Raw genomic sequence first — 21,565 nt, 5'->3', positions numbered from 1 at the left:
TAGCTAGTCTGATTTAAGATTACATCGCCTCTAAACGACAAATACCGGAGAGCTGAATATGTTGAAGAAATTCGTGAACATCATCGCCACTGAAGTTGAAATCACAACAGATATGGCACGCTCGGCTTTGGGTATTGTGTTGAATGCTGCTGACCGCCAAGGGTCACAATTTGCAGCATTAGTATTTGAAAGCATTCCCGGTGCACGCACACTTTCAGCGACTTCAGGCGTAGAAGTGGGTGCTGCAACAGGTATTATCGCGCGTTTAATCGAGCAGACACCAGGTGGACGTTCAGCAGTGGCGTTTCAGATGGTGCGCGATTTACAAAGTGTGGGATTGGGGAATGAACAAGTTTCAAAGCTTATGCCAGTTATCGCAAGTTTTGCGAGAACAGAATTAGGCTATGAAGGCGTGGGTCACATTGGTGACTTCTTGGGTGCAGGTGAAGCAGTAGAAAAAGTAAAAGTCGCTTAAATTCAGGCGATTAATAACTAAAACTCTTCATAAATTTGCGGCTTTCTACATATGTAGGAAGCCGTTTTTTTTTGAGTTTTTAGGTGCTCTCATTTTTGTGATTATTCTTGGGTAGATACGTGATCAAACCATGGATAGTTTGTAGATGTGCAATGTGGATCTCTGGTTTTGTCCCAAACCTACCCCAGAGAGTTAGGACCCCCAATCTATAAACATGTTGCACACTTTATACACTTTCTTCGGTGCATCCATTTGTGTTTGTATGTGCTTCCCCCTCGCATACGATATTGCGCCGAAGGAAGATGTATAAAAAGCCTGTCGCCTTATGAGTGGTGGGACACCCAAACAGATATACGCTGTTTATCTTCTCTGTTTTCAACATATTGCAGCGCATACGCAAATTGAATGCTTGCCTGACTTGCTTGACCATTGCGACGATAAATTTCACCTCGTGCAAGGGCGGCTTTCCAATTGTTAGGCATGAAGCTCTCTAGCTGCATGATGGTTTGTAAGGCATCTTCCAGTTTGTTATCCGACACGAGGCAGAGTGCATGATCGGCCATAATATCTAAATTCCACGGTTCATTTTTTAAAACCTGCTGGGCCTGCGCGCAGGCGCTGCTATCAAGCTGGAACTGCTCTGCTAGGCTAGAGGCTGGCATGAGGTTTACAAGAGCTTGGGGTGTGGATGATGGCTGTGTGCCTTTAGCCTTCGTGCTGGGGGCGGGAGCTTGTTCAGGTATGGCATCAAAAGTGCGCGCGGATATTAAAATTGCGTTGCGGTAGATTTTTGTCTCCACACTGGAGAGTTTAATTGTTGTGAAAATGATCTGACTAGACTCGCCCGATTTCCCCGGTTTTATCACGGCGTGGGACACAAATGGTTTTGTGGGCGGATCTATATCTGTAGTTTGCAGGTAAAGGTCTTTTACAGAGACGATAACACCATCTGCGCTGAGGGTTGCTGCGGCGGTTTTAGGTTGAACGTCGAGTTTGATCAGAATGTGAAGATCATGTCCCGATCCTTGAACTATAATATCTTGCACATTTGCTGAATTAGAGTGGCTTTCCTCCAAGCCAAATGGAATTTGGCTATGCGCGCTTGGCGTAATGCTGGCGATGGCAAACACTGCTGAGCATGTGACTGCACAGAATGCAGAATGGGCGAGACTTTTTTTCATATCTTGAATTTTAGAGGGAGAGAATTAAGGCTAGGTATAATTCTCCAACGAGGCGAAGATATGATTGAGGCGGTGAGCTATCTGCATTGAAATATTTTGCCAGAATTGGTGTTCTGATTATCCTAAGGAATTGAATGAGATTTGCTTTGTGGCGTTGTATTCAGTGGCAACATCTATAGGGTGAAATGCGGGCAAGTATTCTCTGTATAGATGTACGCGGTATCGAGACGAAAAAGGGGAGTTGAGATGAAGAAGGTTATGATCGCTTTTTCAGCGCTTTTAAGTGTAGCAGGTTCAGGATGTGTAACGGATGGCAATCAGGATTTTGCGCGCATTTTAGGGGGTGTTTCTGAGGCGGTTGGGCCAGTAACGACTGCGGAAGTTAGCGCGGGTCTCAAAGAGGCTTTGACTGTTGGAACACAGCGCGTTGTTGACAATGTATCCTCGCCTGACGGCTATTTTATGGATGATAGTATTAAGATCAAACTTCCCGATCAATTAGCTAAAATTCAAACTTCTCTTGGGCGTGTAGGAATGGATGGCGCGCTGAATGATCTTGAATTAAAAATGAACCGCGCCGCAGAAGAAGCGGCCCCAAAAGCCAAGAAGCTTTTCGTCTCCGCAGTGACATCCATGACGATTGATGACGCGATGTCTATTTTTAACGGCGGTGATACAGCTGCTACTGAATTTCTTAAAAGTAAGACGCAGGCTCAACTTAGAACTGAATTTAAACCCTATGTTGTGGCAGCGATGGGGCAGGTAGGCGCATTGGAACAAGCAGAAACTGTTGTTGGGCGATATTTACCTTCCGAAATGGTCTCAAGTGTGAGAAATGAATTGGTGACCCATGCAGTAGATGGGGCACTTGATGGGTTATTCTATTATCTGGCTCAAGAAGAGAAAGAGATACGCAATGATCCGGTTAAACAGACAACAAAACTCTTGAAAAGAGTATTTGGAGGCTAGCTTCTCTTGCTACGTAGATTTCGAGTAGATTTAGATTCCGGTGAGATCGCCGGAATTTCCTTTGGTGAGCCAACGCAACCGGTGCAGGCACTGTTTTTGCACGCAAATGGCTTTAATGCGATGACATATCAATCAGTGTTGCAGCCAATGGGGAAGATGTGGCACGTGGCCGCGATTGATTTGCGTGGACATGGGCGCACGACGCTTGAGACCGATACAAAGAAACTCAAAAGCTGGAATTTATATCGCGATGATGTGATTCAAGTTATTGAAAAAATCGCACCTGAAGGATTGGTTTTGTCCGGTCACTCAATGGGAGCGACGATTGCATTGCTGGTTGCTGGTAAGCGACCTGATCTTGTGAAGGGGATTGTGCTGGCAGATGCCGCGATAATGTCTCCCCAAGCTTATGCGCTTTATCACATGCCGGGAGGTGGTGTGTTTGTGTCTGCGGGTGCGGCGCAAGCAAAGGGCAGTTTGAAGCGTCAGACGGAATTTGAATCGCTTGAGAGCGCAGAAGAAAGACTGAAAGGCAAAGGGGCGTTTGCGACTTGGCGTGCGCCATTCTTGCTTGATTATTTAAGTGATGGGTTAACCCCAACTGAGGGTGTTGGCGTTAAAATTTTATGTCATCCTGAATGGGAAGCAGCGAGTTATCGCGCCCATAAAAACAGGCCATGGCAGGCTATCCGTTCCCTTAAAAAGCAAAAATTCCCTTTCATCTTTCTGCAAGCTGAAAAGCATTCGCTAAGCCCTGTTGATTTGGATGAGCGTATTCATGCCGTTCGCCCTGATGCTGCTGTGACACGCGTGCCTGGAACGACGCACTTCCTACCGATGGAACGTCCATATGTGTTACGTGACGCGATTAATATCGTGATTGAGACAGCGGCAGGATTGAATGATGGAACCGATTATATGGGCGCGGTGAAGCGCACGATAAACTCGTCAATTGGCCAGATTTATTAGAGCTGAGGTTTCAGGAAATACGCAAATGTTTCACGCATGGCAAAGCCTTGCGCGAAACTGCGTTTATCTCTCTATAGCCACATACCGCGTGGGATGACCTTTTCAATCGCTTCAAATGCACCAGCAGGGGGCGTGATAGCTTTGCGTTCATCCAAATCAAACTGAATGAGCGTCGCTTGAACAGTTGCAAAGGCTGTATTGCGGTAAGGGTCCATCAGCCAATAATAGAGGCTGAATGTTTTATCTGAAAATCCAGCTGATCCTGCAAAGAGCTGGAAAATATCGCCTGCGGTGGGTGTGTTGTGAAACGCGAAACGATATTCAAGCGCTGCTGTGCCGATGCGAGGGCCAGAGGCATGCGCTTTGGGGCTACGTGAGAGGCCTGTGCCTTCAGCATCTATAAAATGTGGAGTGGAATCGGAAATGCGTCCAATGAAACATTCAGTTTTCATATTTCCGAACACGTCACAATGATCGGGCATGATAAGGCCGGACCCGATTTCTAGTGCGCCAATTTCCAGAGCTGCATCAATGGTTGGCGCAGGGTTTGGCGGGACATCAAATGGCAAGGAGCGCGGGGCTAGTTTTTCGGGCATGTCCGCAGGAATGGTTTTAAATGCGGCGATTGTTTTAGGTGACCAAAGAAAGGGTTTGCCAGTGTGAATATCAATATGGTCAATCCATAACCGGAAGACAGCGCAAGGTGCACCGTCTAGGTGGTTGAGCTGCATATAGAGTAGAGCAGAGCTTTCTTTGATTTCAACCACGCCAGCCCGCATATAGATTGGCGCACCCGCATGCGCTTCTTTTACAAAACGGATGTGAAGATCTTTAAGTTCTACTGTGGACGGGGCATTGGGACGAAAAGCGTGCGGCATACCTGTTTTGAAACAAAAAACGCCTAAGCCCTCGATGAGTTTGGAAATATAGAAGCGCACATTCATGTGCCCCATCTCATCGCATTCCCACGCATTGGGAGACCCGCGGTATACTTCTATCATGTGGTGCCCCTTTATGGTCTTCGCTCGTTATTTATATTTTGCGTCTAGTTTAAGGTTAGGCTGTTTTTTTGCAATCAGCACAATGGCCGTGAACTTCTATGACTGCATTGGCGAATGAAAATTCCATCTTGTCAGTCTCTGCTTTAAGCATTGAAAGCGTTTTCTCAGCGTGCATTTCTTGAGCGTTTTTACATGTTTCGCAAATGAGAAAGACAGCAGCATGCCCATGACCGCGATGACCACATGCAACAAAGGCGTTCAGGCTTTCAATTTTGTGTGCCAATCCTTGCTGCAAGAGAAAATCTAGCGCTCGATAGACTGTCGGTGGCTTTGCGGGAGACGCATCCGAGGTTAAGTGTTGCAACAAATCATAGGCTTTTGCAGGCATATCAGCCTGTAGCAATAATTCCAGAACACGGCGGCGCAGGGGCGTTAAGCGGACACCATTGGCGTCCGTTATACGTTCAGCCTCGGCTAACGCGTCTTTCGTGCTGCCACTAGAGCAGGAGAGGTGAGTCTTTATCATTTGTGTAGTTTCAGCTTTTCGTGCGCGAACTACAAGTTTGAATTCGTGTGTTTGGGTAAAAAAATGACGCTAACCCTAAAATGTGAGGAGGGTTAGCGCCAAGTCAGGTCCTTCACGCTAGGGCGCATGAATGAGAAACTGGAGTGATGAGGTGTTGAGATTAGAATTTATAGCCCATACCAACACCTAAAATGACTGGATCAATATCGACATCCGCATCCACGATTACCGATTGCGCGCCAAGGGCTGTGCCTAGTGCGGAAGTGAGATCGACTGTGACATCTGTGTTGATCCAGACTTTTTTGACATCAACATTGATTGCCCAGCCACCTTTTTCACCATCAAGGTCATAGTCAAATCCAGCCTGAAGGGCGGGGCCAAAGCTTGGGTCATAATCAATAGAGTCTGCGACACTGCCTTCATCTTCATTGAAGAAGAGTGTGTAGTTCACGCCTGCACCAATATAGGGCTTAAAGGAGCCAAATTGTGTGAAGTGATATTGCGCTGTTAGCGTTGGCGGTAGCAGCCAAACATCTCCTAGATCAACAGAGCCTAATGTACCAACTACAGGGACTTCTAGGTCTTTGGTGCTGACATCGTGTGGTGTAACGCCGAGGATAAGCTCGAACGCAATTTTCTCATTCAGGAAATAAGAGATATCGAGTTCGGGGACAATGCTGGTTTCTATGTCTACGTCACCGATAAGAGGTGTGCCGCCAGTGGAGAGGGAGCCGCTTTCGTCTGGCATGACATTTATGACGCGCGCACGCACCATCCAAGGATTATCAGAGGAGGCAGCAGTGTCCGCGAATGCTGGAGATGTGCCCATCATTATCAACGATGCTGCTGTGAGCGATTTCAAAGTGCGGTTCATGCCATTCCCCTTTACTCAGATTGGGAGTTGCGGATTAAAACTGTGTCGGCACAAAGTTTAATCCATATTTTATATGTGGATAAATACCCATTTAAAAAATATGGAATATATGGCGCTTTGACGCATGGCGGGGTGTCGCAGGCTTTTTTCAGGATTGAAGATGTATTTTCAAACTAGAACGCAGCACTTTGAAAGCGAATCTGCTGCATTTGAATGCCTAGAAAAGTTGATTTTATAGGATTGAAGTGGCCAATGCCGTCTCGGTTTGTTCTTTTTTGTTCCAAAGATAAAAAAAGATTCAGCGATTTTTGAAAAATTGGAACAAAGCCGATTCTGAGCCGTTGCTACTGTAGGCGTTGAATCTGTTGAACTATTCTAATTTTGTCAGTTATCCACAGGCCGTCGAGTCCCTAAACCGTAAATTTACGGTTAATGCGATGAGAACAAAAAGAGCTTGAATGAGAACAAAAACAGAATATAAGGAATATATCAGAACGGAGAGAGAACATGTTTCAGTCAGTCAACTTTTGCGGTGCCTCAGGTAAATCATTCAAATTTGAACCTATCAAATTACGTGATGAAACGTGGCTTAGCCTTGCAGGCATAGTGATTTTTACAGCCGCAGATGGCCGCGTTATTAAACTTGTTGAGCAATTAGGTAAGGCTGAAGATATTGGCGCAATCTGGCGCTGGCGTGAAGCGCAGCGTTATGGCGCGACACACATGTATATTCGACTCGAGAAAGATAGAGATATTCGCTTTGCGGAGATGAATGACCTTAAAGCGGGACTAAACCCTGTGTGTGATGCAGCTGAGCCTGCATATGAATCAGGGTCTGAAAGCGCACGTATTGTATGGCCATTGGCTGCATAGAATTCGTATTAGGGCGTCTGTAAAAAATCAGAAATTAGATCTCTAACTGATTAGGTTTCTGTATGCAGATGGCAATATCTGAGGAGTGCCCATTCCCACTCATATTGCTTTGCTGAATGGTGCGGCGTATTTTTTCGCCCCATCACCCGAGAATACCCACTGCCTATTCAGGTATCTGTATATAGAAAGCACCCGCAGCGTTTCGCCCACGCTGCGGGTGCCTTGTTTTAGAGGAGGTGTTTTAAGCGCTTAATGCGTATCGCCGCCCTTATGTCCAGTGTTGAGAGTTTCTTGGGCCGCGGCTGTTTTTGCGGCGCGCGCTAATTGTACAAATTCAGCTCGATAGCCAAATTCATCTGCCTGCTTTGCGCCGTTCGCCAGTGAGATGACACTATCATAATCAAAACCGTTTAAGAGATAGGGGTCTTGTCGTAGCAATTGTCCAAAACCTGCAACGGCGGTTGCAAAGCGCACATAAGCAGGGGCTTCCTCCAAACTGCTCGACATGGATTTGGCAATGATTGGCATATCAATGAGTTTGGATGTGTCAGAGCCTGGCGTTTTATAGCGCAGTTTTAAATACCCCATTTCATCAGAGTGCTTTGTTGTTTTGGTGTCATCGCCATAGCGCGTACCATCTATAAGAGCAGCTTTAGAACCAACAGGTGTAACTTCATAAATAGCTGTCACGGTGTGACCAGCACCAATATCACCCGCATCGACTTTATCATTGTTGAAGTCTTCGCGGTTAAGCATACGTGTTTCATATCCAATGAGGCGATATTCATGGATGTGGGCTGGGTTAAATTCCATCTGGATTTTTACATCATTGGCGATGGTAAACATCGACCCAGATAAATCATCGTTCAGCACTTTGCGCGCTTCATTTAGCGTGTCGATGTATGATGCCATGCCGTTTCCAGCCTGCGCAATTTTTTGCATCATCGCATCATTATAATTGCCGCGTCCAAATCCCAACACGGAAAGATAGACACCGCTATCGCGTTTACGGGAGACAAAATCTTCCAGACGTTCATCGGACGTCACGCCCACGTTAAAATCACCATCCGTGAGCAACATCACGCGGTTGACGCCGTCTTTATTGTAATTTTGCTCTGCAAGCGAATAGGCGAGACGCAAGCCTTCGCCACCCGCTGTAGAGCCACCTGCAGCAAGATTATCGAGCGCTGCGTAAATTTTGGCTTTCTCGCTACCTTTAGTCGGTTCTAAAACTGTGCCGGCCGCCCCAGCATAAACGACGAGTGAGATGTGGTCGTCATCATCCATTTTATCGATGAGGAGTTTGAGTGCTTTTTTCGCAAGCGGTAGTTTGTCCTCATGGTTCATAGAGCCTGACACATCGACGAGTAGGGTAAGGTTTAGAGGCGGTTGTTCTGTGCGATCAATATCATAGCCTTTAATGCCAACATGCATGAGCTGCTTGCCGTCTGCCCAAGGGGAAGGGACAATGTTGACCTGAGTTGAAAATGGAACTTCTTTTGATTCTGGGAGAAGGTATTCGTAATCAAAATAATTGATTAACTCTTCAAGGCGCACAGAGCCCTTTGGAGGTAAATTTCCATCATTTAAAAAGGAGCGCACATTTGAGTATGACGCCGTGTCGACATCAATTGAGAATGTTGAGACAGGATCTTCGGATGTGAGTTTGACTGGATTAACGTCTACATCCTCATATCTGTCTCGGTCGACCTGAGGAAGATGCGTGGGCATGGGGGCAGGAGATGCCATCGCCATTTCTGCTGATGTGCGTTTGCTGTGCATTAAGCCCGAGACTCGATGCGGAGGAGGAGGTGGCGCTGGTGGTCCTGCTTCTGCATCCGCGCTTTGCTCTAGGATTTCTGTTGGCGGCTTTTGTTGAACTTCTTTTTGGCTAGAGCATGCGGCAAGGATGGCAAAAGATGCCGTTCCCATCAAAATTATATGTGCGTGTTTCATGTTCGTCCCCTTAAATGATATTCTCTATACCCTATCACACCCTTGGAATCAGGCCGTTTCAAGTCCCGTTGGGGGCGCAATAGAGATGATTATGAGGGGATGAGTGGTGAATTAGTCTAATTCTGTGGGTGGAGTGGGATAATTTGCGATCCAGTTTTCGATATCAGTTTGTAAAACGCTCAATGGACGCGCCCCGCCTTTGAGGATGATTGTGTGAAACTCTTTAATGTCGAAGCGGTTGCCGAGTGCTAAGTCAGCCTCTTGTCTTAAGCGGCGAATTTCTTCGCGGCCTATCATATAGGCGCAGGCTTGAGCGGGCCACACTGTGTAGCGATCAATCTCGTTTTGCATTGAAGCGTAAGAATATCCGGTTATATCAACCAAATATTGTGTGGCTTGGTCTCTTGACCAATTTTGACTGTGAATACCGGTATCTACGACGAGGCGGGCTGCGCGTAATAATTGAGATTGAAGATAGCCTATCCGACTAAGAGGGTCGTCAGAATACAAGCCCAATTCATCGGCAAGGTCTTCTGCATATAATGCCCAGCCTTCAGAATAGGCGGGAAACTGCGAGAGCTGCATTAACAGGGGTAAGTTTTGCGACATTTGACGCGTGTGTTGCAGGTGATGTCCCGGAACAGTTTCATGATAGCTGAGTGTAGCTAAAGACCAGCGCGGCCATTCCGTCATATCCCGCATGTTGATATAGAATGTGCCGCGTCCTTCTGCATTTTGTGGAGCAGCTTCGTAATAGGCATGAGGCGAGGATGCTTGTGCGATAATGGGAATAGCCGAAATACCTATTTCAGGTAATTGAGGGTGCTGAAAAGCTTGGGGCAGGTGTGTTTGCATTTTTGTGATTTGGTTGGAGATAAATGCAATCAGTGCTGCGCGCCCTTCTTCAGAGTCTTCAAATAAGAAGTCTTCACGCGCCGCCATGTCCGCTAAACGCTGCCCAACGCTGAGGGCTGCATTTTGGGATGCTATTTCTTCGGGCGAAACTGTGGAAGGCGTATCAGGCGTCTCTTCTGCTAATTGTTGTGCTTCGCGTAAGGCCTGTTGCACGAGCATGTCATTCAATTCTGTGGAGATAGAGTCGACGAGAGATAATCCTAGTTCGTGAATTTGCGCAGGTGTTTTGTCCGTTGAAGTGTAGAAGCGTAGAATCTCTTGATAATAAGATTGCCCCTCTTCAGGTATACGCGACAGACCTATGGGACCAGCTGAGACTGACGCATCTGCGTCTGTTGGATTCATCAATTCAATGAGACGCAAATAAGTGGGACGAATGTCATTTTCTGTTATTGCGATAGCTTGGTTGAGGAGGGCTTGTCCTGTTTCGAGGTCCAGATCCTCAAGATATTCCAATCCATATTGAAGCGATAAAACGAAGGGGCTCGTTTCGGCTGGAATATCATAAATGGATTGCGCGATCTCTTTGATTTGCGCTTGGATGAATGCAGGCGGGAAAATACCGCGAATGCGATCAGCTTCAAATTGCTTCATCTCATCATCAATAGCGGTCGAGACCATTTGCAGGCGTTCAATATATTCCTGTGCATCGCGCAGATTATTGATGGCGTGATGGTTGGCCATGAAACTTGGCAGTTGAATATAAGCGCCATCTAGTTGGCTCATCACATAAGGGTGCATACCGTTTAGCTCAGCGCTACCAAATGTGAATGTGTCCATTTTTACGGACGCGGCTAATAATTGCTCTACAATGTCATATGTTTTTTGGTGCTGCGCAGACAATTGCTCCTTAGGGATGGATAAAAGAGCCTGAAGCTTTTCTAAGCGCAAAACTTGAATGCGGGAGGCAGATGCAAGAGAATGGTCGTCTAGGCGATCTTTAGCATTTTGCAGCTGTGGATTTTTAAGATTTTGAATTTGGCCAGCAAGCTGAGGAGAGTGTTCCATCTCGACGCGTTCTATGCTTTGAATGAGTTCATCAAATACAGTGTCTGCTGGTTTATGAGCTGGTTGACATGCTGATAAAGCAGATACGCCAAACATACACGAAACGGCTAATAAATGACGAAGTCTGTTCATTTGATAAAAATCCTACGGATTGAACTTCAAAGTTTGGTTGTGAACAAAACACTTTTCCGTTAATAGCGTCTAATCATTAAGGCAGGAGCTACAATTATGGACAGCAACAATGGTGGCGCTCAGCCCCAAGGATCAGAACTTTCAGGTAACGTTCTATTCTACAACAACCCAGTACCTTTGACGCTTGAAGCACACAAAAACCTTGGTGTGAAGCAAGTAACAAACCCGTTTACATTCTTGCGTTCTGCGCACGCTATCCCAGTCACAGTAAGTGAGTTTGGTATTGCGTCTACTTCTTACCCAATCATCTTTGTGGGTGAAGAGAAAACACCAGTCGCTGTCACGGGTGTGCGCCAAGGCGAAAACGAATTTGTAAGCGATCAGGGTATCCCTGACCCAGATCACTATGTGCCTGCATTCGCACGTCGTTATCCTTTCGTATTTGCTGCAGACCAAGCAGCAGACCGTCTATTGCTTTGTGTTGATACGACTGCACCAATGGTTTCAGATCAGCCAGACGTACCGTTCTTTGAAGGTGACCAACCTTCAAAATTCACTCAAGATGCTATGGAATTCTGTAAAGAGTTTGAGCGTCAGCGTCGTGCGACTGCTGAATTCGTGAAAATGATGGAAGAAGCTGGTTTGCTTGAACAAAAAACAGTTTCCTTCACGCCACGTGATGCCAATGGTCAAGAAGGTCAGCCACAAAAAATCGCTGACTATTTTGCTGTTTCAGAAGAAAAACTGAACGCTTTGGACAGTGCAAAATTCGCAGAGCTAAAAGAAGCAGGTGCATTGCCAGCTGTTTATGCTCACATGGTATCTTTGCTTAACTGGCCACGCGTGATCCAGCGCGCTATGCGCCGTCTGCAAGCTGATCAGACTTCAGCTGCTCAAGGCCCAGTTTCCTAAGCAAAAAATTAATTCGATATTGAGAAGGCCGGATGCATGATGTGTCCGGCCTTTTTGCTTGTGGAGTTCACAGCTTTGCCAATTGCCTTCACGTCTTTGTTAAGTGGCTAGTGCATGCTGTTTGTTTGACATATCTAATGATTTCAGAAGAAGGCGTGGATGTTGGCCTTCCATCAATAGCTTTATTACGAGTTCGGATTTTATATATGCGCGCGTTTATTTCATTCTTAGCTGTTCTCATGAGTATGATGACAGGCTTAACAGCGAATGCGGACCCAGTAGATGCTGGAAATGCAACTGTTGAAATCATATCAGAGCGTAAATCTATCGCACCGGGGGATCGCTTTTTAGCGGCTCTAAAGCTGGATATTGATGAAGGCTGGCATGTATATTGGCGCAATGCGGGTGATGCTGGAATTGCACCGAGCATTAATTGGAATGTGACTGGCGATGCGCAAACGGGTGAGTTTTATTGGCCTGCACCGCACACGATCCCGCTAGAAACGCTCATGAATTACGGCTATGAGGACCAATTGGTTCTTCCTTTTGAGATAATTGCGCCCGACAATTTGCAAGCGGGTGATATGCTCGTAATGGCGGGTAAAGCTGAGTATCAAATATGTTTGGATATCTGTATTTGGGAAGATGCTGATATTGATCTCGTGCTGCCAGTTTCTGATATGCCAGAAGCATCTGAAGAAAATGGACGCTTGATTGCGGCAGCGCTTGAAGCTAGCCCAGTGGATATGACGGGGCAGGCGAGCACGACACTCGCGGGTGAAGATACGCTTCGTTTATCCATTGCTGATGATGCATTTGCTGCAACACTTGAGGGTGCGGACCATGTTAGGTTCTACCCCTATGAACATGAAATTGAGCATTTTCCTGAGCAAAATCTGAGGGTTGGGCCCAATGGAGGGACGCTAGACCTTCAACTGTCGTCTTTGACAAAAATCGAACCAATGCCAATTGAAGGTATTGTTGTGGTTGATCAAAAAGATGGATCACGATTTGCGATGAAGGTGGCAGCCCAAGCGGGAGAAATTCTCGCAGGGACAGATGAAACAAGTGTGAAAACAACGCATAAAGAAGGCGTAAGCATTGCGCCGGTTGCGGGCATTGGTCAAATATTGACATGGCTGGGATTGGCATTTGCGGGTGGCTTAATCCTGAACTTAATGCCGTGTGTGTTGCCTGTTTTGACAATTAAGGCCAATGGATTGGCACATGCCGCGCAAAAAGGCGAAAGCCACTTAAAGTCTCACGGAATTGGTTATCTTGCAGGTGTGCTGACCTGCTTCATTGCGATAGGTATCGTCCTGTTAGTGCTGCGTGCTGCGGGTGAGCAGGCTGGGCTAGGGTTCCAATTACAGTATCCTCCCATGGTGCTTGGGCTTGCTTTGTTAATGTATCTTGTTGGGTTAAACCTGCTTGGTGTGTTTGAAATCGGTTCATCTGTGATGGGTGTTGGATCAAACCTCGCTAACAAATCAGGTGTTGCAGGTGCTTTCTTTACGGGCTTGTTGGCGGCTGTTGTAGGCGCGCCATGTGTCGGCCCATTGCTTGCTGCCTCTCTGGGAGCGGTCGTCAGTCAGCCTGCTTGGGTCGTGCTTTTATTCCTCATTGTTATGGGGGCTGGGTTAGCGGCACCTTTTGTTTTGCTATCTTTTGTGCCGGGATTGGCCAAAGCAATGCCAAAGCCAGGTATGTGGATGGATATTGTGAAACAGGTTTTAGCCTTCCCAATGTTCCTGACCGCAATTTGGTTGCTTTGGGTGTTTGCGGGTCAAAAAGGCGTTGACTCAACGATTATCGTTTTAACCGCAGCTGTCGCGATTGGATTTGTGCTATGGTTGGTATCACGGCCAAATGCAAACAAGCTTGTAAAAGTGCTTGGCGCATTGTTGTTGATCGTTTCCTTCGTATCGCCCTTTGTCCTGACCGGAGGGACGTCAACATCTCTTCAATCAGCATCCACTTCGGTGACAACTAAATCTGGTGTCGAAGTGAAAACCGGTGATTGGTCTCCAGAATATGTTGAAGAATTGCGCGCAGCCGGAACGCCCATATTTGTAGACTTTACGGCGAGATGGTGTGTGACATGTCAGATGAATAAGCGCACATCTTTGCACCATGACAAGGTGAAAGAGGCATTTGCTGAGCAGGGCGTTGTTTTTCTGACTGCTGATTGGACAAATCGCAATGAAATTATCGCAAATGAGCTTGCTCGCCATAAACGTGCCGGAGTTCCGTTGTATCTATACTACCCACCAGAGGGTGATGTTCAGATTTTACCGCAAATCCTGACAGCAGGGTTGGTCGTTAAAACAGTCACCCAATAAACTGGAACAAATTAGCGCAGCGTTCGTTATGCTATTTTCATTTGTGTGAATTAGTATAGAGAGCGTCGCTCCCTGTTAATTTGTTTAACGAAAAGAATGAAGTGTAGGTATGCGTATGTTTGATTTGATGACTATTGGAATGAGCCGCTGGGTAGGCGTGTTTGTTGCGTCGTCACTAACGCTCGGCGCAATGTTCGCAGGGCTTGGAGTCGCTTAAAGCGGTCCATATTCACCAGTCCTGAATTATCAGGACTGGGAGTTCATTTTTAATTTGGATAATATAGTCCTCACATAAGCAGTGTGAGGCTTATGTCCGCTTATTCAGCGGGACATGAACCGATGACGGTTTTGTTCGTAATTGGTGTTGTGCCATTTGCGAGCGTTTGTTCGGCAGCTTTAGATACAAGAGCTGCATCGTCCAACATTGATACAATACGATTTAGCGCTTGAGCTTGCTCATAGCCTGTTTTGGCTTGGCTGATTGCAAAAAGTTGATCGCCTGTTTCTTTGGCCATGCCTCGGAAGATACATTGCATGTCTACAGGGCCGTTCACACGCTCCATAAGATTGGACAAACGAGATGCGCTTAAGCCAAAACGCTGCATATAATCCACAAAGTCTTGTGAAATTTCAGGGGCGTCCAGTGATGGGTAGGCCTGTGCGCGTGCTTCAGCGTCTTTTGCGGCTAGGATAAGGTCTGTCGCAATAATATTTAGCATGCGTGCATCTTGCGAGCTTGGGCCTGCAAAGGCTGTAAAGCTTGTCGCGCAAAGAGATGTCGCTAAAATTAGTGATTTTATAGCAGAACTTGGGGAGAAGTTTTTCATCATAGTTAGTACCTTGACGTTGTTTCCTTAAGAGACAGCAAACAATGTGCCAATATATAAACAAAAAATGCGGCTATATGGTGTCAAACGCGGAGTTGAGTTGCTCGATCGCTTTCATTAGGTTACGCCACGCTCACACATTTTTCATAAGGAAGGATGTGTTCATATAGAATGGCTGTTTATACCTATGTCGACTTCAGATAATTCCTCAGAAATCTCATCAAACGAAACTGTTCGTCCTGAAGCACGCAAACCGCGTGGCTTTCAAGATAAACGTGCCCATTTGATTGCAGCTGAGCATCATCTCGTCGAGCAGGTTACGCAGGTGTATGCGCGCTGGGGATTTGAAGCGCTCGATACAGGTCCATTTGAATATGTCGATGCGCTGGGTAAATTCTTGCCAGATACAGACCGTCCAAATGAAGGTGTGTTTGCGCTTCAAGATGATGATGAGCAATGGATGGCATTGCGCTATGATCACACAGCGCCACTTGCGCGATTTGTTGCAGAAAACTGGAATGAGATTCCAAAACCATTTCGGCGCTATTCAGCGGGACCGGTATATCGCAATGAGAAGCCGGGGCCGTTTCGTTTCCGCGAGTTTACACAATGTGATGCGGATGCTGTTGGTGCTGCGGGGCCAGCTGCTGATGCTGAGATGATCGCAATTGCATCTGAAGCAATGCAGGCATGTGGCGCGGCGGTTGGCGATTACGCAATCCGTGTGAATACACGTCAATTGCTTGATGGAGTGATGCAGGCTGCAAACGTCGCTGATCCAAATAAACGTCTAATTGTGTTGCGTGCATTGGATAAGATGGATCGCTTGGGAGCAGAAGGTGTTACGGAGCTTTTGGGTGCTGGTCGCAAAGATGAAAGCGGTGACTTTACAGACGGTGCAGGCTTGAATGCGGCTTCAATTGATACATTGCTGCAGTTTGCGAAAGCTGGTCGTGGTACGCGTTCAGAAACATTAAATGCGTTGTCCGCAATCGCTGGACAAAATGCAATTGGAACGCAAGGTCTAGAAGACCTGAATGCTATTCATGAAATTCTGACAGCTTTGGGCGTGACGGATGAAATGGCTACATTTGATCCAGCTATTGTGCGTGGTTTGGAATATTATACCGGGCCTGTATTTGAAGCTGAGTTGCTAAAAGAATTTAAAGACGAAAAAGGGCGTTTAATGCGCTTTGGCTCTGTGGGCGGCGGTGGTCGTTATGATGATCTGATCGCGCGCTTTACGGGTGAGTTGGTGCCAGCCACTGGGTTTTCTGTGGGTGTATCGCGCCTTGCTGCAGTGTTGGCGGCAGAAGATGAGGGTGAGCCTAAATCTGATGGGCCTGTTGTTGTGTTGGCTTTGCAGCGCGAGCATATGGCAGATTACTGCGCAATCGCTGCGCAATTACGTGCGGTTGGCGTGAAGGCGGAAGTGTATCTTGGGACATCAGGTATGAAGGCCCAAATGAAATATGCCAACCGTCGCCGTGCGCCAGCAGTTGTGATTGTGGGCAATCAAGAGCGCGAGGCAGGGATTGTAACGGTGAAAGATTTGGTAGCAGGTGCGAAAGCAGCAGCCAATATTTCCGACAATGCTGAATGGCGCGAAGCACGCCCTGGGCAATTTGAAGCGACACGTGCAGACTTTGCTGCAAAAATTAAGGCCGTTGTGGAGGCCAATAACGCATGAAAACCAAACAAATAATCGAGATGGCGCAAACGCTTGAGAAAAATCTTGCCAATAGCCCATCCAACAAAAATGCTGTCTTAATCCAGCCCGCAAATGTGTTGCCAGCCTCTGTGTTGCTTGAGCTTACGGGGGAGAGCGTTCGCGGGCGTTTGTGTAGTTTCAATGCGCCCAATGGTGAAGAGTTTTGTATGCGTCCAGACATGACAGCGCCTATCGCGCTAGAAGTTGCACGCGGTAATCTTGAAGCAAAACGCTATCTTTATTCTGGGTCTGTGTATCGTTTTCCTCAAGCTGGTTCGGGCGATGATATAGAGTTTGACCAAACAGGGTTTGAGTGGTTTGGCAGTAAGAATGGTCCCAAAGAAGATGCTGAGGGGTTAGCGCTGACACTGGAAACGCTGACAAATACCGGCATTTCGGGTGGTGAGCTTGTGTTTGGGGATAGTGCTTTGTTTTACGCGCTGATTGATGCGCTAAAACTTTCCGCGCCTTGGCCTGCACGTTTGCGCAAAGCGTTTAATCGCAAGCATGGTCCACGTGAATTGATGGACGCGGCAGGTAAGCCGTCTCAACGCTCACCCTTGGCTTCGGCTTTGTCTGCTTTAGATGAAGATGAGGCGCGGGCAGCTGTGGAAGAAGTGTTTGCTGTGTCGGGCATTTCAGCCGTAGGGGGACGTGATGCGGGCGATATAGCCAAGCGTTTGCGGTCTCTTTCTGAGAATGGAGACGGTCCGTCTGATAAAGCGCGCCAAGCTATAACGTCGTTTCTTGATTTGCGAGTACCGGCACGTCAGGCAGTGGATGAGATTGCTAAGATCGCAAAAGCGGCTGGTGTGAAGTTGGATAAGGCGCTGAGCGAATATTCGGAAAGATTGGATGCCTTGGAAAAGTTGCGTGCGCCAATGGTTGATAAATCTGTATTTGATTCAGAGTTTGGTCGTCGGTTTGATTATTATGACGGGCTGGTTTTCAAGGTCACGCATGAAGCTCTTGGCGCATCGCTGCCGATAGCATCAGGTGGACGCTATGACGGGCTTGTGTCGGGTTTGTCCAATGGTGCGATTTCTGCAAATGCTTTTGGTGTTGCGCTACGTTCGGATCGTATTTGCTGTGTCTTGAACAAGGAGGCGGGCCAATGAGCAAGCTAATCCTCGCAATTCCCTCCAAGGGACGTTTAAAAGAGCAGACCGAAGAATATCTAGCTGAGGCTGGTTTTAAGCTGAAGCAAACCAATGGAGACCGGGGATATTCTGCCGAACTTCGTGGCGTGGAAGGTGTTGAGATGCGCCTTATGTCAGCGAGTGAGATTGCGCGCGGCGTGCTCAATGGTGAAATTCACCTTGGTGTGACGGGTGAAGATTTATTGCGTGAAAAAGCGCCCACCAAAATGGAAAATGATGTTCATCTCCTCAAAGCTTTAGGCTTTGGTTTTGCGCGTCTTATTGTGGCGGCTCCCCAAAGTTGGATCGATGTTGAAAGCATGTCTGATCTTGATGAAGTGGGCGCTGATTATCAGGAACGCACAGGCCAAAGAATGCGGGTGGCAACGAAGTATTTGCGGCTTGCGCGTGAGTTTTTTGCTAAGACGGGAGTGGGGCATTATCGCATTGTCGAGAGTGCCGGGGCGACCGAAGGTGCACCCGCAACGGGCGCTGCTGAGTTAATCGTGGATATCACCTCAACGGGGTCTACTTTGACCGCGAATGGGCTGAAAATTATTGGCGATGGTGAAATTCTTGCCTCCCAAGCGCAATTGGCCGCAAGCAAGAATGCCGATTGGAATGAGACGACGTTAGCGACATTGCGCGGCTTGCTTGATAATATTGAGGCACGTCAACGTGCTAAGCAGTTGAGTCTCGTGAAATTCCAAAATGGTGTTTCTGAGTCCGACTTGAAAAATATCTTCTGCATGGAGAGTGCGCGGATATTCCCAAATGGAGAGGCGTTCTGCCCACATAATGAAGTGCAGAATGTCTCACGTGCCTTGGCAAATCTGGGTGGAGCGCCTGTGAGCGTGCAAAAGTTGGAATATATATATGAGTCTGAGAACCTTGTTTTTAATAGCTTTTTGCAAGAGTTGACGTAACGGAACATAGTTTTGCGAACTTTTTTTAACAAAAGAGGCAAGAATGTGTTGACGGTCATGCATTTATGGACAATAAAGTATGCATAACCGCATCGCGGTTGCGTTTCGGGGAGGAAACGTTCTTAGAAGACCCTGACAAAGGCGACGAGCAAAGCACTCGTCGCCCTTTTTTTGTCTTAAATTCCAAATATTTATCATAGTTATACCATTTGGAGAATTTTGCGTTTGTGAATCTGTTTTAAATACTGACTAAAGTCTTCTCGGTGCGCTGATATGAGCGCCCCCATGCGCCAAAACCTCTGCCACCATTTCTGATGCGAGAGTATAAGCATTCTTCGTAAAATCAGGGCGCGAAGCACACAGATTTTTGGCAGTGATAGCCAAGACCCGATCTGCACACGGGCCCCAGCAGGTAAGTAGGCCGCAAATCTGCGCAAGTTAATTAGCTTGAATGTTATTTGCTTGCCGCAGCCGTCGCTGCGCGAGCCTTGTAAACATGAGTATTAGCTACTTCAGGTGATATACCTGTACGGATCATAATATCATGCTCAATATTGGTAATCCAACGATTGTAACGTGCTGAGATTTGATTGCGTTTCTCATTGTAACCAAAATGGTGCGAATCGAGGCGCTCAATACTGAAGTTATCAGCTGTGTAGGTCACCATGACTTTGGCCATTCTACCGCCATCTGATGTGATACTGGCTATTGTACTGTTATCTGTTTCTGATTCTATTATCCAAAGGCGAGCAGTAAGTGATGTACGTACGGCTTTCCCAACTATTTCTTTTGTTGAACCTACACCTACTGGAGAGTTTGATATTGTTCGGATGGCTTCATTGCTTGATGTGGAGCAGGCCCCTAATGAGATAAAAGTAAGTGCAATAAGGGTTGTTGATACAAGGGTCTTCATAATGAATCCTGAGCGTATTTTAAAGTTGTTATGATGATTGAATTATCCTGGGATTGTTGGCAAACCGAGGCCTATACGAATGTCAGTATCAAGAGCGTGCACCCAACGCTTCCATACTGAATTATTGGTTCTTCCTCCCAGACCTTTAGAAGCCACATAGGCAATGCTATAGTCAGAATTAGTATATGATATTTTTGCAGTTGCGGATTTTTGCTTGTGCATGGTTTTTGCTATAAAAAAACCTTCACCTTGTTCTAAAATATCCCATTTGAGGTAGCGCAACGAAGATAGTATAGCTACAGCAACGTCGCCTTCCTTTATGATTGGTACATGAGTAGAGTGGTTGTTTACTGGGGTGATTGTTCCACATCCCGCTAATATAAGTGTAGACGTTGCTAGAGTGATTGCGAGCGTGCGCATAATAATTTCTCCCCTAAAATATTGGAAAAATTGATATCGGCGTATGCGAAAAAATACAAGGCCTACAACGTAGTATCGACATAAAGGTACACAAATAGACCCAAATGGAATTTAGATTTAGTATCACTAAAAGCAGTAACTCAACCCAAAAGGCGGCTTCATTTTTGAGGCCGCCTTTCTATCAAATCATGTCATTAGACGTATGAAAGGTTTGAGCTTAGAAGCCCATCCCACCCCAGCACGATCGGTCGCGAGCCGCCCCATGAGGTGTGATGGACGTAGTATGCACGAGGTTTTCAGACGGGGGATAAGTTTTCTGTTTCGCTGGCTAATTGGGCCAGTGCGTCATGAGGATAGTCTGGCGCGCGCTTTTGAAATGTAAGGATAATCGGCTTCACAATCACGCCTTTGTCAAGATTTATAGCGCGGCGGATAGTTTCGTTCTTTTGCCAAGTTTTAGGGCCATCAATGACTGTTGGTAGATGTACAATCAAAGCAGCTGAAATAGATCTAGATGCACTTTCCCAAAGATAGCTGGGCGTGTGATCAACAGCGTAATAATCTGTTTTTTCTACTTTAAACATTGGCTTTTTGAAGCTTGTCGGTTTGGCAAAATAAAAGCCCATGCCTTCATCGCAACTGACATCTATGATTAAGCTGCCAGGCTTCATATTGCCTTTTTCTTCTTCAGTGATGAACATGACAGGGTGGTCTGGCTCTTGAAGCAAACCGTTTACAAGAATATCGGCTTCACTGATGAGTTCTGATAAGGGGCGCTCGGTGCCGTCATGTTCGATAACAGTCATGCGAGAACCATCAGGGTTATTGCGCAGGCGTACATAGTGGCAATCGAGCACTTCTTCGCGGACTTCATGGTCTGGGCGCTGAATACAGATAGTGATGTCTCTAAAACCGTGTGCTTTTAGTGCGTAAATCGCGCCACGACTTACAGCACCGAAACTGAAAATAATCGTTTTGCGCTGGTTGCCATAATGCCCATCAATGCCTTTCAGGCGGAGGGCGTGGATAACGGCGCAATAACCAGCCATTTCATTGTTTTTGTAGAAAGTATGGCGGCCCATTTGGCCCGTTGGACTCCAGACAAACATATCTTCATAAGCGATCAGGGTAAGTTTGCGATCAATAGCTGTTTGTGTGATTGCACGTTGTTGGGCGCAGTGGGGATAGCCCCATAAAATGCCGCCTTCGCGCATATCTTGTAGATCAACCAAAGTGGGTTTTGCAATGATGACATTGCCAATATCTGAGAGAATGTTTGCGCGGGTTGTGATTCCACCAGATTGCGCAGCGATGTCGGCATCAGAAATACCAAAAGGCTCGCCATAACCTTCTTCAAAGATGAGTTGTTTGCGGTATTCGGCAGGAAGTCGGTTTAAATGTTCGGGGTGAATGGGGACGCGCTGCTCATCTTCCTTTTTTGAAGTTCCAATAACTCCAAAAGTTAACTTGGTCATATATGGTCCTATTCTGGGGGA

19 protein-coding genes are annotated in these 21,565 nt (G+C 46.7%); 9 read left to right on the top strand and 10 right to left on the bottom strand.

Translation table 11 applies throughout. The features are described 5' to 3' along the window. Positions 1 to 58: 58 nt before the first annotated feature. Positions 59 to 475, top strand: a complete 417-nt coding sequence (locus tag ACFQS8_RS05970) for a hypothetical protein (RefSeq protein WP_382166349.1) — start codon at positions 59 to 61, stop codon at positions 473 to 475. Positions 476 to 798: 323 nt separating this feature from the next. Here ACFQS8_RS05970 and ACFQS8_RS05965 read toward each other — a convergent pair whose 3' ends face one another. After that, positions 799 to 1,656 carry a hypothetical protein gene (locus tag ACFQS8_RS05965; RefSeq protein WP_382166348.1) on the bottom strand — a complete coding sequence of 286 codons (858 nt, stop codon included), beginning with the start codon at positions 1,654 to 1,656 and terminating at the stop codon, positions 799 to 801. A gap of 246 nt (positions 1,657 to 1,902) precedes the next feature. Between ACFQS8_RS05965 and ACFQS8_RS05960 the strand changes: the two genes are divergently transcribed. Together ACFQS8_RS05960 and ACFQS8_RS05955 are read left to right on the top strand one after the other, a co-directional pair. After that, positions 1,903 to 2,625 carry a DUF4197 domain-containing protein gene (locus ACFQS8_RS05960; protein WP_382166347.1) on the top strand — a complete coding sequence of 241 codons (723 nt, stop codon included), beginning with the start codon at positions 1,903 to 1,905 and terminating at the stop codon, positions 2,623 to 2,625. Between the two features lie 6 nt (positions 2,626 to 2,631). Beyond that, positions 2,632 to 3,594: an alpha/beta fold hydrolase gene (locus tag ACFQS8_RS05955; protein ID WP_382166346.1), complete on the top strand. Its 963-nt coding sequence runs from the start codon at positions 2,632 to 2,634 to the stop codon at positions 3,592 to 3,594. A gap of 71 nt (positions 3,595 to 3,665) precedes the next feature. On the opposite strand, the gene ACFQS8_RS05950 is transcribed toward ACFQS8_RS05955, so the two are convergent. The 3 genes from ACFQS8_RS05950 to ACFQS8_RS05940 all read right to left on the bottom strand — a co-directional run bounded on the left by ACFQS8_RS05950 (position 3,666) and on the right by ACFQS8_RS05940 (position 5,995). Further along, complete coding sequence (locus tag ACFQS8_RS05950; RefSeq protein ID WP_382166345.1) at positions 3,666 to 4,595, bottom strand: thioesterase family protein; 930 nt, start codon at positions 4,593 to 4,595, stop codon at positions 3,666 to 3,668. Between the two features lie 55 nt (positions 4,596 to 4,650). Then, complete coding sequence (locus ACFQS8_RS05945; protein ID WP_382166344.1) at positions 4,651 to 5,121, bottom strand: transcriptional repressor; 471 nt, start codon at positions 5,119 to 5,121, stop codon at positions 4,651 to 4,653. A 160-nt stretch (positions 5,122 to 5,281) separates the two neighbouring features. Then, positions 5,282 to 5,995 carry an OmpW/AlkL family protein gene (locus ACFQS8_RS05940; protein WP_382166343.1) on the bottom strand — a complete coding sequence of 238 codons (714 nt, stop codon included), beginning with the start codon at positions 5,993 to 5,995 and terminating at the stop codon, positions 5,282 to 5,284. 507 nt (positions 5,996 to 6,502) lie between these two features. Between ACFQS8_RS05940 and ACFQS8_RS05935 the strand changes: the two genes are divergently transcribed. Further along, entirely contained in the window at positions 6,503 to 6,868 is a 366-nt protein-coding gene (locus ACFQS8_RS05935; RefSeq protein ID WP_382166342.1) for a hypothetical protein, read from the top strand. A 249-nt stretch (positions 6,869 to 7,117) separates the two neighbouring features. On the opposite strand, the gene ACFQS8_RS05930 is transcribed toward ACFQS8_RS05935, so the two are convergent. Both ACFQS8_RS05930 and ACFQS8_RS05925 read right to left on the bottom strand, forming a co-directional pair. Beyond that, positions 7,118 to 8,824 (bottom strand): vWA domain-containing protein, encoded by a 1,707-nt coding sequence (locus ACFQS8_RS05930; RefSeq protein WP_382166341.1) that lies wholly within the window; start codon positions 8,822 to 8,824, stop codon positions 7,118 to 7,120. 111 nt (positions 8,825 to 8,935) lie between these two features. Then, complete coding sequence (locus tag ACFQS8_RS05925) at positions 8,936 to 10,879, bottom strand: DUF885 domain-containing protein (protein WP_382166340.1); 1,944 nt, start codon at positions 10,877 to 10,879, stop codon at positions 8,936 to 8,938. 96 nt (positions 10,880 to 10,975) lie between these two features. Here ACFQS8_RS05925 and ACFQS8_RS05920 point away from each other — a divergent pair, with 96 nt between their 5' ends. Together ACFQS8_RS05920 and ACFQS8_RS05915 are read left to right on the top strand one after the other, a co-directional pair. Then, the gene (locus tag ACFQS8_RS05920; RefSeq protein WP_382166339.1) at positions 10,976 to 11,791 is read left to right on the top strand and encodes a SapC family protein; all 816 of its coding nucleotides are present in this window, start codon (positions 10,976 to 10,978) and stop codon (positions 11,789 to 11,791) included. A gap of 137 nt (positions 11,792 to 11,928) precedes the next feature. After that, positions 11,929 to 14,133, top strand: coding sequence for a protein-disulfide reductase DsbD family protein (locus tag ACFQS8_RS05915; protein ID WP_382166338.1), 2,205 nt, complete (start codon positions 11,929 to 11,931; stop codon positions 14,131 to 14,133). A gap of 317 nt (positions 14,134 to 14,450) precedes the next feature. Here ACFQS8_RS05915 and ACFQS8_RS05910 read toward each other — a convergent pair whose 3' ends face one another. After that, positions 14,451 to 14,963 (bottom strand): hypothetical protein, encoded by a 513-nt coding sequence (locus ACFQS8_RS05910; RefSeq protein ID WP_382166337.1) that lies wholly within the window; start codon positions 14,961 to 14,963, stop codon positions 14,451 to 14,453. A 184-nt stretch (positions 14,964 to 15,147) separates the two neighbouring features. Between ACFQS8_RS05910 and hisS the strand changes: the two genes are divergently transcribed. The 3 genes from hisS to hisG are packed head-to-tail and all read left to right on the top strand — an operon-like array spanning position 15,148 to position 18,736. Then, positions 15,148 to 16,650, top strand: coding sequence for a histidine--tRNA ligase (gene hisS / locus ACFQS8_RS05905; RefSeq protein WP_382166336.1), 1,503 nt, complete (start codon positions 15,148 to 15,150; stop codon positions 16,648 to 16,650). Beyond that, a complete protein-coding gene (locus ACFQS8_RS05900; RefSeq protein ID WP_382166335.1) occupies positions 16,647 to 17,789 on the top strand; it encodes an ATP phosphoribosyltransferase regulatory subunit in 1,143 nt (380 codons plus the stop codon). Before hisS ends, ACFQS8_RS05900 begins: the two co-directional genes overlap by 4 nt. Next, positions 17,786 to 18,736 (top strand): ATP phosphoribosyltransferase, encoded by a 951-nt coding sequence (hisG, locus tag ACFQS8_RS05895; RefSeq protein WP_382166334.1) that lies wholly within the window; start codon positions 17,786 to 17,788, stop codon positions 18,734 to 18,736. The genes ACFQS8_RS05900 and hisG overlap by 4 nt, the downstream gene beginning before the upstream one ends. 454 nt (positions 18,737 to 19,190) lie before the next feature. On the opposite strand, the gene ACFQS8_RS05890 is transcribed toward hisG, so the two are convergent. The 3 genes from ACFQS8_RS05890 to ACFQS8_RS05880 all read right to left on the bottom strand — a co-directional run bounded on the left by ACFQS8_RS05890 (position 19,191) and on the right by ACFQS8_RS05880 (position 21,544). Beyond that, positions 19,191 to 19,649 carry a hypothetical protein gene (locus ACFQS8_RS05890; protein ID WP_382166333.1) on the bottom strand — a complete coding sequence of 153 codons (459 nt, stop codon included), beginning with the start codon at positions 19,647 to 19,649 and terminating at the stop codon, positions 19,191 to 19,193. Positions 19,650 to 19,691: 42 nt separating this feature from the next. Further along, a complete protein-coding gene (locus ACFQS8_RS05885) occupies positions 19,692 to 20,069 on the bottom strand; it encodes a hypothetical protein (protein WP_382166332.1) in 378 nt (125 codons plus the stop codon). A gap of 296 nt (positions 20,070 to 20,365) precedes the next feature. Then, a complete protein-coding gene (locus ACFQS8_RS05880) occupies positions 20,366 to 21,544 on the bottom strand; it encodes a N(5)-(carboxyethyl)ornithine synthase (RefSeq protein ID WP_382166331.1) in 1,179 nt (392 codons plus the stop codon). Positions 21,545 to 21,565: the final 21 nt, after the last annotated feature.

Source organism: Hirschia litorea (assembly GCF_042665075.1).
GTDB lineage: Bacteria > Pseudomonadota > Alphaproteobacteria > Caulobacterales > Hyphomonadaceae > Hirschia > Hirschia litorea.
The sequence above is the reverse complement of the archived record's forward strand: the minus strand, read 5'-3'. Positions and strand labels throughout refer to the sequence as shown.